This window comes from Rhodohalobacter sulfatireducens, assembly GCF_022012475.1.
Lineage (GTDB): Bacteria > Bacteroidota > Rhodothermia > Balneolales > Balneolaceae > Rhodohalobacter > Rhodohalobacter sulfatireducens.
In genome coordinates this window covers 1-18,043 of record NZ_JAKLWS010000052.1, presented here as the reverse complement: position 1 = coordinate 18,043, position 18,043 = coordinate 1, and the positions used below count along the sequence as shown (strand labels likewise).

13 protein-coding genes are annotated in these 18,043 nt (G+C 43.4%); 2 read left to right on the top strand and 11 right to left on the bottom strand.

All coding sequences use genetic code 11. From position 1 onward, the window contains the following. Nucleotides 1-406: 406 nt before the first annotated feature. From L6773_RS20415 to L6773_RS20395, 5 genes are all read right to left on the bottom strand, one after another. A complete protein-coding gene (locus L6773_RS20415) occupies nucleotides 407-2,206 on the bottom strand; it encodes an ABC transporter ATP-binding protein (RefSeq protein WP_237856507.1) in 1,800 nt (599 codons plus the stop codon). Nucleotides 2,207-2,226: 20 nt separating this feature from the next. After that, nucleotides 2,227-3,363, bottom strand: coding sequence for a GDP-mannose 4,6-dehydratase (gene gmd / locus L6773_RS20410; RefSeq protein WP_237856506.1), 1,137 nt, complete (start codon nucleotides 3,361-3,363; stop codon nucleotides 2,227-2,229). A 488-nt stretch (nucleotides 3,364-3,851) separates the two neighbouring features. Next, a complete protein-coding gene (locus L6773_RS20405) occupies nucleotides 3,852-6,431 on the bottom strand; it encodes an SLBB domain-containing protein (RefSeq protein WP_237856504.1) in 2,580 nt (859 codons plus the stop codon). Between the two features lie 63 nt (nucleotides 6,432-6,494). After that, nucleotides 6,495-7,229, bottom strand: coding sequence for a sugar transferase (locus L6773_RS20400; protein ID WP_237856501.1), 735 nt, complete (start codon nucleotides 7,227-7,229; stop codon nucleotides 6,495-6,497). A gap of 230 nt (nucleotides 7,230-7,459) precedes the next feature. After that, the gene (locus tag L6773_RS20395) at nucleotides 7,460-8,419 is read right to left on the bottom strand and encodes a GDP-L-fucose synthase family protein (RefSeq protein WP_237856500.1); all 960 of its coding nucleotides are present in this window, start codon (nucleotides 8,417-8,419) and stop codon (nucleotides 7,460-7,462) included. A 525-nt stretch (nucleotides 8,420-8,944) separates the two neighbouring features. Here L6773_RS20395 and L6773_RS20390 point away from each other — a divergent pair. Then, a complete protein-coding gene (locus L6773_RS20390) occupies nucleotides 8,945-9,208 on the top strand; it encodes an IS110 family transposase (protein ID WP_237856499.1) in 264 nt (87 codons plus the stop codon). A gap of 173 nt (nucleotides 9,209-9,381) precedes the next feature. Continuing rightward, nucleotides 9,382-9,975 carry a transposase gene (locus L6773_RS20385; protein ID WP_237856498.1) on the top strand — a complete coding sequence of 198 codons (594 nt, stop codon included), beginning with the start codon at nucleotides 9,382-9,384 and terminating at the stop codon, nucleotides 9,973-9,975. 411 nt (nucleotides 9,976-10,386) lie between these two features. Here L6773_RS20385 and L6773_RS20380 read toward each other — a convergent pair whose 3' ends face one another. From L6773_RS20380 to L6773_RS20355, 6 genes are all read right to left on the bottom strand, one after another. Continuing rightward, nucleotides 10,387-11,172 carry a WecB/TagA/CpsF family glycosyltransferase gene (locus L6773_RS20380; RefSeq protein ID WP_237856497.1) on the bottom strand — a complete coding sequence of 262 codons (786 nt, stop codon included), beginning with the start codon at nucleotides 11,170-11,172 and terminating at the stop codon, nucleotides 10,387-10,389. A gap of 72 nt (nucleotides 11,173-11,244) precedes the next feature. Further along, the gene (locus L6773_RS20375; protein WP_237856496.1) at nucleotides 11,245-12,231 is read right to left on the bottom strand and encodes an NAD-dependent epimerase/dehydratase family protein; all 987 of its coding nucleotides are present in this window, start codon (nucleotides 12,229-12,231) and stop codon (nucleotides 11,245-11,247) included. Between the two features lie 154 nt (nucleotides 12,232-12,385). Next, on the bottom strand, nucleotides 12,386-13,576 hold the full coding sequence (locus tag L6773_RS20370; protein WP_237856495.1) for a glycosyltransferase family 4 protein: 1,191 nt from the start codon (nucleotides 13,574-13,576) through the stop codon (nucleotides 12,386-12,388). Continuing rightward, nucleotides 13,573-14,970: an O-antigen ligase family protein gene (locus tag L6773_RS20365; protein ID WP_237856494.1), complete on the bottom strand. Its 1,398-nt coding sequence runs from the start codon at nucleotides 14,968-14,970 to the stop codon at nucleotides 13,573-13,575. The genes L6773_RS20370 and L6773_RS20365 overlap by 4 nt, the downstream gene beginning before the upstream one ends. Next, complete coding sequence (locus L6773_RS20360; RefSeq protein WP_237856492.1) at nucleotides 14,967-16,010, bottom strand: glycosyltransferase family protein; 1,044 nt, start codon at nucleotides 16,008-16,010, stop codon at nucleotides 14,967-14,969. The genes L6773_RS20365 and L6773_RS20360 overlap by 4 nt, the downstream gene beginning before the upstream one ends. A 10-nt stretch (nucleotides 16,011-16,020) precedes the next feature. Then, nucleotides 16,021-16,920, bottom strand: coding sequence for a glycosyltransferase family 2 protein (locus tag L6773_RS20355; protein ID WP_237856490.1), 900 nt, complete (start codon nucleotides 16,918-16,920; stop codon nucleotides 16,021-16,023). Nucleotides 16,921-18,043: the final 1,123 nt, after the last annotated feature.

Genomic DNA, 18,043 nt, shown 5'->3' with positions numbered 1-18,043 from the left:
ACAAAGATTCCTCTAAAAGGCAAAACATATTTACGACTACCAAGCCCTCGAATTCAATCAAGCCTTTTCAATATTCCCCGCCTCGGGGTATATGGTTTAGATTACATTCCTATCCCCGGGTTGCGGCCTCTCTTCAGAGCTCCGCTCTTCATCAGGCCTTCACCCGGGGTTACAATACCAATCACCCCGCCGGGCTTGGGGTTACTGGTTCAATGTTTAAGGTTTGACACAACCTGAAACCTTAAACTTTGAACCAACTCTTTCCTCCGGAGTGTGCGATTGCACAGGTGCAATCCATTTTAACTCCCGAAAACTGTGAGGGATCTCATATTGGCGGGCATGCACTGTTGTAAATCTTACGTTTCCCGGGGCCGGAAACAACAGAAAATGGTAACTTAATCAGTAATCAAACTTCATCCACAAGGCTCATCTCACGGAACTCTTTGCTGTTTACCAGCAGTTCATCGTATTCACCATCTGCAATCACCTCGCCATCTTTCATCATGTAGATGGTATCACAGTTTTTTACGGTGGTTAAACGGTGAGCAATCATAATGATGGTCCTGTCGCCCCGTAACCGTTCAATCGCTTTAATCAGAACTCTCTCTGTTATATTGTCGAGAGCAGAAGTGGCTTCGTCCATCACCAGTACCTGCGGGTTATTATAGAGTGCTCTTGCAATTCCAATCCGTTGTCGCTGTCCCCCTGAAAGTCGTACGCCCCTCTCTCCGACCACGGTTTCAACTCCGTCATCCAGAGTGGAAAGAAAATCTTTAAGCTGCGCGATCTCAATTGCTGTCTGCAGCATCTCCTCATCTACCTCATCTTCAGGGATTCCAAAGCAGATATTTCTGCGAATGGAGTCATCGAGCAGGTTAATAAATTGAGGGATGTAGCCGATATTTCGCTGCCAGGCATCGAGGTTTGAAAATACGTTCTGGCCATCTACTGTAATGGTTCCTCTCTGGGGCACCAGTAAGCCGAGAATCACATCAACCAGTGTTGTTTTTCCCACTCCCGATGGCCCCACAAAAGCCACTGCTTTATTTTTAGGGATGGTTATATCGATATTTTTAATAGCCGGTTGGCTTTGATCCGGGTAAGCATAATCAAGGTTTTTGAGGCGTATTTCATGATTTAAGCTCAGCTTCTCACCTAACCTGGGAGACGTTTCTTGCTCATATCGCTCCTCCAGGTATGTCAAATCCTCGTATACAGCCTCAACAGAATAGATATTATACCGTAATCGATTTACATCCCCGATAATGGAGTTTATGGATGGTTTTAATTTCATAACGGCGGCACCAAAAAGGGCAATCATCGGTACAATAGTTGAGACCTCCCGCCCCTGCAGAACCATCACCACGGCAATAAACAATATACCGCTCAGTGCCAGCATCTCAATAATTTGCCTCGGGAGGGTATTCAGAATCATATTCTTAATGTCGTACACCTTATGCTTGTGTGCGTGGTGATTGTACTCACTCAAAAAATATCCCTCTCGTTTTAAAACTTTTGCATCTTTAAAGCCTTGTAAACCTTCAAGAATCGCTTTTGTCATCGATTTCCGGTGAGCCAGTGATTCACTTCCATACCGGGAGATGGCATTTTTTGTCAAACGAAGAAACAAGAAGGCAAATCCGCCAAAAAAGATAATCCCCAATCCTGTAATCAACGGCTCAACCACAACAAGCCCGGTCACCACCACTACGGTTGTAATTACATTCAGGCTGATCAAAAGTGCCGGCTGCAGTGTTCCGTTTACAATTTTCGTAACCTCGCTATTGATATTTCTCAGGAGTTCAGAAGAGTTTCGGCTGATGTAAAATGTGTAGGGAGAGTTCATGTATGCCCGGAAAATCCGGTTTTGAAGAAACAGTACCCGGTTCAGCATAAATTTTCCGTTCATGTAGCTATAGAAAAGCATGAACAAGTTTTTAAACAGGTAGATGGTGATGAGGGCAAATGCTCCAAAAACAGCCAGTTCTTGAGGAGTTGTTACATTGATGCTCGTGAGGAATTCACCCACAACCGGGTAGTTCAGAATTCGATCGGCATCAATCACCGCCGAGACGAATACCGGTACGGTACCGACCCCTATCAGGGTAATCACGGAGGCGATAATCATCATAACAAACAGAATGCCGATCTTAAATAGATCTCCTTCCGGCAGCAGATGATATATTTGACGGACGGCTTGTTTCATAATTCAGGAATTGATTCCTACTATTCAGCCTGGTTTAGAATCTCATAACCGTTATCAAGGAGTGTCTGTTGTTTTTTAAACAACTTCAGGTCAGATCTAACCATATCTTCAACCAGGGATTTCAGATCGTATTTAGGTTCCCAACCGAGCTTCTCCTTTGCTTTTGTGGGATCTCCTATTAGCAGATCTACTTCCGTTGGCCGAAAATATCTTGGATCAACCTGAACAATGACATCCCCCGGTTGAAGGTTAAATGTGGAAAGATTTTCTAACTCTTCATCGATTGAATCGATGACTCCTTTTTCATCAACCCCTTCCCCCTCGAACCGGACGTTGATGCCGGCTTCGGCAAATGAAAGCTGAACAAACTCGCGTACTGATGTGGTTTTCCCGGTGGCTATGACAAAATCTTCCGGTTCCTCCTGCTGCAATATCAACCACATCGCTTCCACATAATCGATCGCATGGCCCCAGTCTCTCTTGGCATCCATATTTCCAATGTAGAGTTTATTCTGAAGTCCCAGGGCGATCTTGGCCGCTGCCCGTGTAATTTTCCGGGTCACAAATGTTTCGCCTCGCCGCGGGGATTCATGATTAAACAGGATCCCGTTACAGGCAAACATATCATACGCCTCCCGGTAATTCACTGTAATCCAGTATCCGTACAATTTGGCCGCCGCATACGGCGATCGTGGGTAAAACGGTGTGGTTTCCGACTGGGGCACTTCCTGAACCTTGCCATAAAGTTCTGAGGTAGATGCCTGGTAGATTTTTGTTTTCTTTTCCATTCCAAGAAGCCGTACCGCTTCGAGAATTCGGAGAGTCCCGACACCGTCGACATTAGCCGTGTATTCAGGCTTTTCAAAACTGACCTGTACATGGCTCATCGCGGCCAGGTTGTAGATCTCATCGGGTTGAGTTTCCTGGATAATACGGGTGATATTCATGGAATCGGTCATATCCCCGTAATGAAGGAATAATGAGGGATCTTCCGCGTGCGGGTCCTCGTAGAGGTGATCGATCCGCTCCGTGTTAAAAAGACTTGCTCTTCTCTTAATGCCGTGTACGGTATAACCTTTCTCAAGGAGCAGTTCTGTTAAATATGCTCCATCTTGCCCGGTTATGCCGGTAATTAAAGCCGTTTTATTGTTGCTCATAAAAATATGTATTGAGATCTGTTCAGAAGATCAAATAGATAATGATAAAGATAGGTACAAACTATTTAAAATGTTTATTGCTCGTCAGTTTTAATCCCTGTTGGTTTAATTTCCCGATCCCCTGGGTCGGAAAACAAAAAAATCCCCATTGAAAGATGCGGAAACTTCTCAATAAGTGCAGATTCTACCAAAACAAGTCATTGATTTTAAGACAATACTTCCGGGGGTCTGCTCCGAGATCGTTTATTAACGTGAATTCAAAAGTTGAATATTCAATATTGAACTCCCCTCCCACTTTCCCTCAAAAGTCGTGGGTGTAAGGAGGAGGTTCTTTCAGGAGTTTTTCAATTCTCTATCAAACTCGGCTGATATCATGCGTGATATCCAATTTCTTGCCTGTCTTGATGCCTAAATCCCTACATGAATTCACAAAAAAGAAACTCTGCTATGCAATTCATATATGATTCGGTGCTTCTCGGTTTGAACCATTAATTGTTCTGAATTCTATCCAGGAGTGTTACAAACAACAGTGCCGTTGATGCAATACTGGAAGCGAGACTTATTCGCTCCTGTGGAGTTAATTCACGGGCCTGGGGTTTTTCAGGAACAATAACTGTTGCACCGGGACTCACATTCGGGTTGTTCTTGATGTATAGAAAGCGTCGAACCCGGTCAACTTCGCCATTTGCATAAACAATATAAGCTCTGTGCCTCTGTCCACGGTCCGTGGTTCCTCCTGCATTATCGATATAGTCCTGGAGCCCTCTTCCGGGTACATAACGCATCGTTACCGGTGAGAGGACACCTCCCTCAACCCGAACGGTATTCAGGTTTCTTGGAATCCGGATGATATCACCCTCCTGCAGTCGTATATCATTGATTCCACTTGGGGTATCTAATGCATCACCCAAACGAATCCCCACCGGTGTATAGGTAGTATCATTAACCGTTTCAAAACGATCCAGGTCTACGTTTTCCAAATTTAAAGCAGATAGTGCATCCGTTCGTTGTTCAGATCCGGAACTCACCTGTACCTGCTCAGCAGTAATCTCTAAAATTCGATCCATGGAGGCGCCTTCAGGATATGCAAAATCAGATAAACCACCGGCTTGCCGAACGAGGTCGGTCAGTTTAGCATCTCTTCTCTCCAACACATATTCACCGGGGTATTGAACTTCGCCCTCAATGCGAACCGTCAGCTGCTCCTGGTAATTGGGTTTCGTTCGAACGAATACCATATCGTAGGGTTCAAGTTCAAACTCGCCGGCATTGCCGCTGAACTCAAAATCTTCATCAATCTCAAATTCGTATACATTGGCAATCTGGTTCACTTTCACTCGAGTATCATCATCCGCAACACGGCGTGCAACTTCAACCCTGTAGGCAGCAGCTTCGTCGCGCAAGCCATCAGCGATGAATATGGCATCCTGCAGTGTCATCCCTTCCAGGTATTCAAATGTCTCCGGGCTGTTAACAGCCCCTCTTACTGAGATGGTAAGTGTTTCTCTAAGGTCAAACCGGGAGGAGATGCGAATCATATCGTTTCTCCTTAAACGAATATCTTCTGAATTGCCCTGTAAAATATCCCGAACAGAAAAGGGGATGCTTTCAAGCATCAGGTTATCCATGTTCCTATAGATAATACCCCGCTCAAGGTATGCATCTTCCGTAACTCCCTGGGATTTTTGAATCAGTTCACTCAATGTCAATCCATCGGTAAGTTCATACTCGCCGGGTTTATAAACAGCCCCTTCAATGGTTACTCTGTTGGTATACCTGTCTACAATAGTTCCGATCTCGATTTCATCGCCATTCTGAAGGACAAAATCACCGCCTTCAGGCCAGTTCACATCCGAAACACTGCGTTGTATGCTAGTTTTTCTGTCAACTACAATCCGATCTTTATATGCATTTGCTGAAAAACCGCCGCTGTACGTCATAAGGTCCGCCAGCGTTTCTCCATCCTTTAATTCAAAAAGTCCGGGCCGTTTCACCTCACCTGTTAACTCTATCCTGTTGATATAAGGAGGAATTTTAATAACATCCTGGTCCCGCAGGCGAATGTTGTCTTTCTGATTCCCATAAACAAGCAAGTCGTACATGTCGAACGTATGAGCAATGGAATCACCCCGAATCACCTGGATTTCCCGCCAGGAACCTGAACGGTTGGGGCCTCCGGCTGCATAGAGAAGGTTAAAAATAGTGGCTAATGAGGAGATTGTATACGAACCCGGCTGACGGACTTCTCCAATTACGCTCACGTTGATACTTCTTACATCTCCCAATGTTACATCGGCAAATGTATTTCCCTGGGATGGATTAGTGAGATTAATCCCGGAATAAATTTGCTGAAGATTTCTGAGGATTTTTGTCCTTGCCTCCGGATAGACCATACCGCCGATATTAATAGGACCGATATTTGGAATATTAATATTCCCGGAGGGAGTCACTTCTAAAACATATTCCGCTTCTGCAGCTCCCCAAACTTCAATCTCAATTTGATCGCCGGAACCAAAAACATAGTCTACCGGTGTTGGGATATTCAGTGACGGTTCAAATGTTTGTGATGCCCCCGTAAACATCGCCTCACCAAAAACCGGGAACCCCTCTTCAATAATCAATTCGAGTTGATCCATAAGGTCTTCTTCATTTCTCTCTTCTACAAGTCTTTGCAGCTCTGAGAGAAGTAAACTTTGCTCCTGGAGAGATCGTTGAGGATAGAGCAATTCGGCTGAACCTTGCCCTTGACGGGTTTGAGTACCGGAAGTAGTTGTTTCACCTCCTGTTGCTTGTGTACTTGAAAGCTGGTTTAAGCGTGTTACCAGCTGTGACGCCTGATTTGCAGGCATACCTCTTGCCCGTGCAATACTTCCTACCTGCTCGGCTGTAAGCCCCTGCGCTTGCATCTGCTGATAGAAATTACGTAACTGATCATCTGTCAGGTTATTCACATTTACATTCTGAATATTCCCCATCCCAAAATTGGCAACCTGTGCTGTTGAATGTTGGGGAAGGAAAAACAGGGAAGAGATAAGTATCAGTAGAAATAGAGAAAAGACTTTTTTCATGTGATTATCGTCGTGTATTGTATAATTCTTAAAGTACTGTAAGATTGATTTGATTAATGGAGTTTAGTGAGCGTTGGTATCTAAATTGATCATCTTGGTAACCGTTTTCATGATGATGTATAGATCCATAAAAAAAGTATTTTTTTGCACATAAATAAGGTCGTAATCCGTCCTTTTTCTCATATGCTCAATACTATACGTACCGCCCCTGTACCCTTTCACCTGAGAAAAGCCGGTAATTCCCGGTTTTACTGCATAGCGATAGAAAAAATCATCAAACGTCGAATTCCAGTATGAACACTCATCCACCGGATAGGGCCGTGGACCTACCAAACTCATATCCCCTTTCAATACATTAATGATTTGCGGCAGTTCGTCGAGATTTATAAGCCGAAGAAGCCGGCCGAACGGAAAAATTCGCTCATCCCCTTCTATGGTAATATCCGGGCGGCCGTTCGTTGCTTTTTTGGATGATTTTTTCATCGTTCGAAACTTGTAACAGGTAAATGTAATCCCATTTTTTCCGGTTCGGGTTTGCTTAAAAAATACAGGGCCTTTAGACGACAACTTGATGCCAAGAGCAATGAAAGGAAAGAGAATCAGGCAGAAAATCAATGCAACAAAACCGATCGTAAGATCTAATACCCGCTTTCCTTTGTATTGCCTTACCTTCAGGTTTTTGTAAGTCGACAACATATAACCGTTTTCATGAGAATCAAACCCATTCGCATAGCCATTTTCTGACTCTTGCTGGAGTTTTTCTCTTACGGTTTGAATTTCGTTGATCGATATATCCATTACAAAATAGCTTTTCTAGCCACGTAATTTTTTGAAAAAATAAACTTACTTCGTTTGTCTGTTTTTTACAATTAAAAAAACACTATTCAAATACTAAGATATCATAAAAACTTAACAATATTTGACTTCAATTTTGAACGCAAAATTATAATGATAAGATTACAAATAATGCGTATAAAGCATTCGAATTATATCATGTTAAGTTGCAATAGACACTGATTTAGCGGGAATCAGCTCATATCGACTTCCCGAATATTCTCAATATTATTTTCAAACCATTGATAGGTTTTCTGAATACCTTCATCCAAACCGATATTATGGGTCCAACCTTCATTGGCCATCTTGGTTACATCCAGGAGTTTCCGGGGTGTTCCGTCGGGTTTGTCAGTATCCCATATAATCTCACCTTCATGGCCGGTAATCGCTTGAATTTTTTTAGCTAAGTTTGCAATTGTAATATCTTTTCCGGTCCCGATATTATATAGATGATGATCCATTTTGTTTCTTAAAACAAATGAGACTGCGTCTGCAAAATCATCTACATGTAAAAATTCCCGCATCGGACTTCCCGTACCCCAAAGTGTTACAGGTTCATGATTATTCGTAGCTGCTTCATGAAATTTCCGAAGCATGGCTGGTAATACATGAGAGGTCTCAAGGTCAAAATTATCTCCCGGGCCATACAGGTTTGTCGGCATCAGCGATATGTAATCCCTGTCATATTGAATCCTTAGTGATTCAACCAGTTTAACGCCGGCTATTTTTGCAATTGCATACCATTGATTTGTAGGCTCAAGTACGTCGGTCAGAAGAGAATCTTCGCTTATGGGCTGATCTGCAAATTTTGGATAGATACAGGAACTGCCCAGGAATATCAGCTTTTCAGCCCCATTGCTATGAGATGCATGAATGAGGTTATCCTCAATAATAAGGTTCTCATGCAGAAATGAGTATGGATATCGATCATTCGCCAGGATACCACCCACTTTTGCCGCAGCGATGATAACCACATCGGGTTTTTCTTTCTCAAAAAAGCGATAGACCGCATCCTGGTTGCGAAGATCCAACTCCTCTCGGGTTTGGGTAAGTAGATTTGTAAACCCCTCATTCTGAAGCTTCCTGTAAATAGCAGAGCCAACCATTCCCCGGTGACCCGCTACAAAAATCGTATCATTTTTGTTTACTGACATGCCGTTCTTTTTTTCTCAATAAAACCTGTTGATGAACGTAACTCTCGTCCTGTTTACTTATACTTTTAGATTAAATATATAAAGGCAATTTTCATAGGTTTTAAAATATTATAAATAATCCAATCCGCATAATTTCAAACCCATTGTCAGTTCGGCCTGAATTTGTACCTTGGTGGAATGGATTTTACTCGTTCCCAAGCTCTTGCTTGGTAACGCTCTCAGGAAGCTCCAGCTTCCATTCCACCAGTTGAGGAATCAATGATTAATTATTCGCGCTACCCCTCTTTTAGACTTCTTGCGAAAAGTTTTGTTGGTTTAAATCAACAAATAAAGCTACCGAACCTCGACAGGTAACCTCTCTACCCCTTTGGGTAAAACCCATGATTCGAATCGAAAACCTGTTGAGGGCAGGTAGTTATCTTAGCCCAAATAGTATGGGAAGAACACCTTCATAAAAGAGGCGGGATGATAACTACTCGGCAGCTTATTCATTGAACGTATAAATCATAAAATAGCTGAATAATCATGAAAATTACAATTACATGGCGTTTTATTGTTGGCATCGATATTTCAAAAAAACAGCTCGATTGTTTTTTATTGGATCGACAAACAGACCTTGGCTATAACCATCAGGTACCCAATACCGACAAGGGATTTGAGCAACTGGCCGGCTGGCTGAGCGATCACGGAGCCGATCCATCTCAAACAAAGCTTATCAGTGAACATACCGGCCGCTATGGGGAGCACCTGCTTCGGTGGACCACACCAACCAGTGGGCTCATGCGGTAGTAAAAACCACAGCGTTGAAAAAGGTGGGGAACGAACACCATCGCAAGACCGATGCCTTTGACGCCGAAGATTTGGCAGACTACGGCATTCGCTTCAGCGATAAACTTTCCTTAACCAAGGCTCCAAAGCCAGCCATAGGACAAATAAAGCGACTCCAGGCCGAACGACGGGCCATGGTGGACCAACGGGCAGCTCTGAGAAGCAAACTCACCGAAGCCGATATCCACGATGCTGACATGGATCGGCTTATGGATATGTGGACCCAACAAGTCGGCCTGCTCACCGAGCATATCACCGAGATCGAAGCCCGTACCAAAGAGCTGATCAACCAGGACACGGCTATAAAGAACCGGTACCAGATCATGCGCACCGCACCGGGAATAGGAAAGGTTCTGGGCCCATTATGGCTGAGCCTGTTTGCTGGCCGGCAAACCCTGGATGCTCGCAAGATTTCCTCCCGCTTTGGGTTTGCACCCCATCCTCACCAATCCGGCAGTTCGGTAAAGCGCGCCGAGCAGAGCAGCGGATTTGGCAATTCTGAAGTCAGACGAGTGATGCACCAAGCCGCCCTGAGCGCGAAAACTCATTACCCGCATTACCGAACGTATTACCAGGAAAAACGGGCCGAAGGAAAAGAGCATCTGTTGGTCATCAATAATATTATAAATAAATTGATTCGGCTGTATTGTGCCATGTGGAATAACCGTGCAGAATACGACCCCGGCTATATTGAGAAAAATGAACATAAATGGAAAAAATCTGCCTAAACCACTTGATTTGGTCATAGTATTCGAATAATCTCCTGCTTTTTCAATATCCATCGCCTCGGGGTTTTTTGTACCCTACACCAATCCCCACGGCTGCAAACCGTTCACGTTGTTCCGGTTTTTGCCGCGGGCTATTGAGATTACACTCCTTTGGAGTGTGAGATTGCACAAGTGCAATCCATGTGTTTACTCGTTCCTAAACTCCAGCTTCTATTCCATCAGTTAAGGAATCCATTCACCATCTGGCGCATGGTACTGTGTTAAGGGAAGCGTCCTCGGTCAACGAAGCCTGCTGGCGTAGTTGACTCACTTGTGCCCTATTTCCATTTTAAAAAAGTGCAGGTTGAATCCCAGTCAGAAGCGACATTTCTGTTCCCTCAAAATCGGTTTGTACAAATGTGAACCTATACTCTAACTCTTAGTGCGGTGTGATCTTTTGTGTGTAATCACATCTTTAATACCATAAAAAAGGAATGCGGGTACTATCTCCAGGTATCGGCGGTATAAGCGACGAGGTTCTGCTATCAACCTGAACAACCACTCCATGCCTGCTTTTTGCATCCAGCTTGGGGCCTGTCGGAGTTCACCGATATGAAAATCGAATGCTGCTCCAACTGTAATTAGGAAATGAACATCTGTGTGTTCCGATAATCTCTTCGCAAATTTCTCCTGTTTCGGTGTGCTGATTCCAATCCAAACAACATCTGCCCCGGATTTATTGATCTCCTCTGCAATCATTTCATAATCATATTCATCAATCTTCTTGAAGGGCGGACAGTAAGTTCCCACGATGTTTTGATTCCCGAATTTTATACCGCAGGCTTTTTTGAGTTTTTCTGCAACCCCCTCTTTTCCGCCACATAGAAAATGCCCTACATCACTTTTCACTGATTTTTTCATGAATTTCGCAAAGAGATCCGGCCCATAACAGCGCTTCATATCTTTCGCTCCCTTTCCCCTGCCTACCCATACGCCGGGCATACCGTCCGGCAGATTTGAATAAAAACTGTTGAGGGTCTCCCTGAAAACTTCATTCTTTTTTGCATGAATGATACCATGTGCTCCCGTGGCACTGATACATCGGTTCTCTCTTGGCTGTTCATCCGAAATAATTTCGAGAGCATGATTCACAAATGTGTCCAGATCCCTGTTATACATCTGAATCCCAAGGATCTCTATGATATAATCATCTCTCATGTAACGGGATTAACTAAATTTTAAAAGCAAGCCGATGGCATAAAGCGGCGACAGAATCAAGGAATAAAGTGATTACGCATCCACAGTTTCTCGCTGCCGTATCTGATCCAAAATCCACTGGTATGTTTTTTCAACACCTTCACGGAGCGGCTTGGACGGAGCCCATCCCAATTTCTCATCAATCAATTGGTTATCTGAATTGCGGCCTTTTACCCCCTCCGGTCCTTCAATATTTTTTATGGACAGGTCTTTTCCTGAAATATCAATCACCATTTTGGTAAAATCCTGGATCGATATCATCTCATCCGAACCTATATTTACAGGCCCGGAAAAATCAGATTCCATCAATCGGCGGATACCTTCAACACATTCATCAACAATTAAGAATGAACGTGTTTGCTTGCCATCACCCCACACTTCAACAGATCCACCCTCTTCGGCTTCGGCTACTTTCCGACAGATAGCAGCGGGAGCTTTCTCGCGTCCTCCCTCCCAGGTTCCCTGTGGGCCAAAGATGTTGTGAAATCTTGCAATTTTCGCATCGATGTTGTGATTGCGACGATAGGTGAGATACAGCCGTTCACTAAATAATTTTTCCCAGCCGTATTCACTGTCCGGATCTGCAGGATATGCGCTGTCTTCCGAACACATCGGATTATCCGGATCCAATTGATTTCTTTCCGGGTAGATACAGGCCGAGGAGGAGTAAAAAGATTTTTCAATCCCTTTTTTCTTGATCTCTTCAATCACATGCAGATTACAGAGCGCGCTGTTGTGCATAATGTCGGAGTCGTTATCACCCGTAAACACAAACCCTGCCCCTCCCATATCGGCCGCTAACTGGTACACTTCATCCAGGTCAGAAGTAACAACTTTTTCAACGACATCTGCATCCCGGAGATCACCAATAATAAACTCATCGGCGTTCATATTTCCGAATTCATTCTCTTTGAGGTCTACACCTCTCACCCAATATCCTTCCTCTTTTAACCGATTGACAAGATGTCCTCCGATGAATCCTCCGGCTCCACAAACCAGTGCTTTTTTCTGTTTTCCCATAAAGTGTATTTGTTTTGATGATTCTATTCAATAAATGCAGACACTCTTTGGTGCGTCAAGTTTATTAAAAACTTGCAGATGATACTTATTGAATCTGTTATAATTCTGATAGGTCAAATTCTGAAAATTTTGAGTAAAATAAAATTCAGATTTGTCAGGTATTCTTGACAAACTCCCTATATATGGAAAGCAGCTTCTCGCGATTCACTTCCGGGGTATATTTTTCCTCGTATTCCCTCCGGGCGGCCAAACTCATACCCTTGTGTTCTTCATTCATCGATTCAAAATGTTCCAGCGTTTCAACCAGGCTTTGCTCTTTTCCGGCCTCAAAATGCAGGCCTGTTCTGTTATGATGAACAATCTCTCCCTGGCTGCCAATATTTGTTGAGATTACGGGCGTGGCTGCTGAGTACGCCTCAAGGATCGTCATCGGCATTCCCTCGTACCATTCTGAGGGAAATATCAACGCTTTGGCCTTCGAAAGGATTTCAAGCACCCGGGCCCTTTCCACGAAACCGAGCCACGAAATTTTAGTGTTCTCTTGCGATTTTTTTTGCAGCTCCTTTTTAAGCGGCCCTTCACCGAGAATAAACAGTTGAGGGGAGGTAGCACTTTTCCATGTATTCCACACGTTCACGAGGGTGCGAATCCCCTTCTCCTCACTGATTCGGCCAATAAACAGGTAGTAATCATCCTTCTGATCAATCATCTCAGATAGGTTTAGTCCGCGAAAAGCATCATCTACAAAATTGGGTTTTACTCTCATTTTCTCTCCCGGAATTCCGGCTTCCACAAACTTGGCCTTTGCGAACTCGGTCAGGCATATAAGGCAGTCAACTTTATTTGCCCATGTATCTCTTTTCCTGTGATATTCAATCATATGAGCGACTACAGCTGTCTGAAGCATAGAGTTTCTGTAGACGCCCTCCAATACACATGAGTAAGCACTTCCGTGAATAGTGCGTTCATCGATCTTTCCATCGTGCATCAAATACCCATTCGGGTAAATCAGCCTGTAATTATGCAGTGTCATCACGGATGGCACTCCCTCTTCCAGAGAGGCTTCGAAAATGGAAGGGCTCAACAGCGGGAAAAAATTGTGAACATGCATGATCTCTGCCCCTGTTTTCCGAATCTTCTCCCGAACCAACTCCCTGGACTTTCGATTATAATGAGTGGTAAAAATCAGCTTCAGCTTGTTGAAAAGAGTGTCGAGCTCCTTCGTGTTGTCTACAATCAACTGGTCAACTGTATGCTCTCTTTTAAGGAGATCATACTCCTGGTTCAGGACCGTCCACTCGCCACCCGTTATTTTATACCTGTTGTGAACCTGGAGGATATTCATGAGCCCGGAGTGGTTTTCCGAATGCGGACATATTTTTTTGAAAAATTACCCGCACGGCCAAAACTTAAAATCATACCGGTAGCAAGCCAAAAATGGAATGAATGATGAGGCCCTTCAAGGACTACATTAAAAAATGCCCAAACATACATGATGATTAAAAACGCCATTAAAAACAGGAATTTGGAGTAGGCATGGTCTCCGCCTTTTCTCTTAATATTCAGGAATTCGGGTATCTTTTTTAACGGTTTCAGAATTGCGTACATCAAAATTGGAAAGAGAAGTACGCCAAACCTTGCCAGCATATTCAGGTACGAATTATGCGGCTGAGCATTTCCCTCCAGGTCCCTGATTTGAAAATAAGTCATCTCTACAGTGCTGTAAAATATATTGTATTGCGAGAAGAAAAGAGGCCTCCCCACCCCAAATCCCAGGATATAGTGTTCGTAAAATTTATCTAAAACATGCTGCCACGAGAGAAATCGATAGTTAATATTTCCCTCTTCGAGAGAGGTTTTCGTTTCAAGAATTTGGAAAAGATTTACATCCACCACAGAGTTGTAGTAGAACAAGAAGGCAATCATAAGAGTCAAACTTATCATCCCGTATGTCACGATCTTGCGCCTGGTGAGATTACTGCCGATGGCAAACATCAATAGAATAGCCAGTGTAATTCCAACAAAAAGTGACCTGTGGAACATGGTGAATACAGCCGGGATCATCACCAGGGCAACCAGTTTGTACTTGAAGTCGATATATTTGAGCGGCAGGAAAATTGTAATCACAATTAGTGAGGGCACGATATAACCTACGCCAAATCGGAATCCTTCAAAGGAGAGGCTGCGCATTCCGGCGAGAATCAAAACCGCTTCATAGAAATAAGACACCGCTTTCAGAACAATAAAGAGTTTCAACAATACAAAGAAGAGGTCGTAATGCTTTTCACTTCTGAATACGTGATAAACGATGGGCACCCAAATGGCGTAAACCAGCATGAAGGAATCGCGGATAGCATCCAACTGGTTTGCAGGGAAGTAGAGAAAAGCAAAAGCCAGGCCAATCAACACCACCAGGTAATAGACAAAAAGCGTTTTCCTGATTTTTAACAGATCCCTTGCATAGGATACTGCGAGCGCAAAAATGACAATCTCCGTGATAAAGAGCGGTTCAAATCCCACATACGCAAAATCGCGCTCGCCAAACATCATGTGGAACATGTAGATAAAGAAGAGATACTCCCGCCACTCGAGCTCGGAAATTGCATGGTCTATCTTCTCATATTTCAGGAGTGCAAATCCCAACACCAACATGATGGCGGACAATACCATATCCTCATACAAGAAAAACGGCAGTAAAAACAGCCACTCTTTAACCTGCTTGTGTGTTATTTTCATCATCGGTTGAAAACCTGCTCTAATATTTGGGAGGTCTCTTCGGCCACAATGCTCCAAGTGCGGGGATTCTGAATCTCAAAAGTACCTCCTTCGTACTGATCGATCCATCTTATAATATCCTCGTTTTTTTTGGCAGACCGAAAATTAGGATATGATTTTTGAACCTCAGTTCCTTCTGTGTTGGTGATGGTTAATAATCCGTTGTTCAAATACTCATATATTTTCAGCGAACTGTTATAAAATCCCCAGCGCGACCACGGGTAATCCCTGTAAAGTGCCAAACCAATATCGGAATTGGAAATGATATATTTCACCTCCTCCCGATGTAAATTCTTAAAAACAAACAGGTTTTCTTTTGTTTCAGGCAAAGTATTTATTTGAGGATCCTCTTTGATGATTAAAATTACAGCAGATTTCTTTCGCTGCGATTTTGCAATCTCCTCCATTTTTTCGAGGTCCTGCATGTTATTTGCCGAACCGGACCACACCACAATTTTGGAATAATCTTCCTGGATCTCTTTGATATTCTCTACGACTTCCCTGCTTACTGCATCCGTATCTCCATCAAATAATTCTCCACCATTTTCAATAATGTGCACATTTTTGAGTGAAAGGGCTTCTTCACAATAATTTTTTAACGGCTCACTTACTGTGATGATCGCATCCGCCCTTTGGAGAATCTTTGACATGATCTTGTCTGCGAATCCAATATATCTTTGACCGCGGCCAAAAAGGTGCAGTTCATCTGATGGGTTATTCAGTTCCACAACAAATTTTTTACGCATCAACAGTGCCAGGATGGAAACAAAATTCCTTAAATAGAGAAAATAATCCATGCGGATATAGACCAGGTCGCAATTACCCATGATCCAAAACAAACCGCTTACCGGGTTCTTAAGACGGTGTGTATATGGATCGGGTGCGCCGTTAATTTTAAATAGTTCGTGCCCTTGTTGGTAGAGCTCTTTTGCAAGATTGAACCCGTGAACTGATGCTCCGCCCGTAACGGGATAAAAGGTGTAATAAATATATCCAATCTTCATAAAGATCTATTCAAACCTTATTTTCAGGAGGTACGTCAATCTGTTTGCTCAAATTTGAAAGTCCCCGGATGCGGCCGAAACCCATCATTATTTTGTTAAGCCATGCAACCCACCATACATTCGCCAGTGAATAGGGATGTTGAATTTTTTGCAACTTTTGCCGTAACTCATGCACTTTTGGTGGTGCAAATGTACGAAATGTCTGTCCAAGAATATAAAAGAGGGATCTCCCCTGCTGCTGAAATATCACGGGGTGGAGTACACCCACTCTCCAGGATTTTTTGAGAAGAGATTTAAGCCCCCTGGGTTGGCAGTAAACAACAGATTTTTCAGCAAAAACGATTTTATGACCTGCATTAACAGCTTTTGCCGTCCACCAAATATCCATTCCGGATCGAAATATATCCGGGAATGTTCCGATTTCATCCAGCAACTCCTTTTTAAAAAACAGGTTTCCTGCAGCTGAACGCTTCTGTTCAATCACAAAAAATTGATTATTGTTGTATGTAACGGCATCACAGATTTGGGACGCGCTTGCTTTCTCCCCAAGCTCAAATGAGATCTGACCACCCGCAAGGTCTGCGTTTTTGGCTTCAATTGCGGCCACTCCTTCCTCAATCCAATGTTTGTCGGGAATTTTGTTTGCATCCGTAAGTGCTATCATTGAGCCTGTTGCATGATCAAATCCAATGTTACGGGCTGCATACGGACTTTTCCTGTTAAGTTCAGTGACGAGCTTTACATCAAATGATTTTGCAACTTTAACTGAATCGTCTGATGAACCGTTATCTACTACTATTATTTCTATTAACTCCTGCGGATACGTTTGTTCAGACAGGGAAGTAAGCACCCGTTTAAGAAGGCCGGCTGCATTCAGAACTGGAATAATAACGGAAACTTTTCTTTTCAAAATTGGGGATTTGACTGTTTAGTCGCCAAAGTTACTATTCATTTCTATAATAGTGAAGAATTGACGGGCAATCTAATTTTGAACACGAATCATTTCTCTATTGGTTGAGAACCCAAGCTTCTGTAAAGACTCACTGACACGCATTTTTTCTTTAGAAAATGAAAGTTATTCAATCCCAAAAAAACAGAACGAGACAACGAGTTAGAAACGAAATAACGTGAATTCAACATTAGAATCGTGAATCTATCGCTCCGCTCCTTCTCGCCCTTGACAGGTCGATGTGTAAGGAGGGGAATTTTTAAACGCCTTTTCATTCATTTTATCTCGAACTCAGGTTAAATAAAAAAACCTCAGCGTGATATACATTTATTGAAAATTGACATTTTGAACCTGCCTTCTCGGCAGACAGGCAGATCAGGTGAAGAATAAAAGATTGCACTTGGGCAATCTCATCCCGTGGGATGATTGATATTGTTAGACAGGTATTTGAAAGTACTCAATAATGAGATGCCTGCCAATAAGAGATCCCTCACTTCCTTCGAGATGACAGGTGCGAGTGTATGATCCGCGGCGTTTCAGATTCATCAGTAGAATCCTGTTTTGTCTTACGCCGCTTTTACTGTAAGAGGATGAGACGGCGTAGTGAGAAGTGTGAATCCTGCAAGAGGTGTTATACGCCGTCGATGAATTCCCGCCCCGCCTGTCATTCAGAGCGAAACCGACTGACAGGGAGGTAAAGCGAAGAATCTCGTTGAAACGAGCACTCAATGCTATTGTGAACCAGGCCTTAGACGATTCATTGGATGAGAGAGGTTACTGATTGCGCAGGTGCAAATACAAACCCCGGAGGAAACAGTTGGTTCAAAGTTTAAGGTTTCAGGTTGTGTCAAAAAACCTTAAACATTGAACCTTGAACCAGAAACCCTAAGCCCGGTGGGGTAATTGGTATTGTAACCCCGGGTGGAGGCCGCATGAAGAGCGGAGCTCTGAAGAGAGGCCGCAACCCGGGGATAGGAACTTACTCTAATCCATATACCCCGAGGCGGGGAATATTGAAAAGGCTTGATTGAATTCGAGGGCTTGGTAGTCGTAAATATGTTTTGCCTTTTAGAGGAATCTTTGT

What these genes read in the sequence shown, in the direction of transcription:
- L6773_RS20415 (WP_237856507.1), bottom strand. Translation starts at nt 2,206, where the DNA reads ATGAAACAAGCCGTCCGTCAAATATATCATCTGCTGCCGGAAGGAGAT.
- gmd (WP_237856506.1), bottom strand. Translation starts at nt 3,363, where the DNA reads ATGAGCAACAATAAAACGGCTTTAATTACCGGCATAACCGGGCAAGAT.
- L6773_RS20405 (WP_237856504.1), bottom strand. Translation starts at nt 6,431, where the DNA reads ATGAAAAAAGTCTTTTCTCTATTTCTACTGATACTTATCTCTTCCCTG.
- L6773_RS20400 (WP_237856501.1), bottom strand. Translation starts at nt 7,229, where the DNA reads ATGGATATATCGATCAACGAAATTCAAACCGTAAGAGAAAAACTCCAG.
- L6773_RS20395 (WP_237856500.1), bottom strand. Translation starts at nt 8,419, where the DNA reads ATGTCAGTAAACAAAAATGATACGATTTTTGTAGCGGGTCACCGGGGA.
- L6773_RS20390 (WP_237856499.1), top strand. Translation starts at nt 8,945, where the DNA reads ATGAAAATTACAATTACATGGCGTTTTATTGTTGGCATCGATATTTCA.
- L6773_RS20385 (WP_237856498.1), top strand. Translation starts at nt 9,382, where the DNA reads ATGGTGGACCAACGGGCAGCTCTGAGAAGCAAACTCACCGAAGCCGAT.
- L6773_RS20380 (WP_237856497.1), bottom strand. Translation starts at nt 11,172, where the DNA reads ATGAGAGATGATTATATCATAGAGATCCTTGGGATTCAGATGTATAAC.
- L6773_RS20375 (WP_237856496.1), bottom strand. Translation starts at nt 12,231, where the DNA reads ATGGGAAAACAGAAAAAAGCACTGGTTTGTGGAGCCGGAGGATTCATC.
- L6773_RS20370 (WP_237856495.1), bottom strand. Translation starts at nt 13,576, where the DNA reads ATGAATATCCTCCAGGTTCACAACAGGTATAAAATAACGGGTGGCGAG.
- L6773_RS20365 (WP_237856494.1), bottom strand. Translation starts at nt 14,970, where the DNA reads ATGATGAAAATAACACACAAGCAGGTTAAAGAGTGGCTGTTTTTACTG.
- L6773_RS20360 (WP_237856492.1), bottom strand. Translation starts at nt 16,010, where the DNA reads ATGAAGATTGGATATATTTATTACACCTTTTATCCCGTTACGGGCGGA.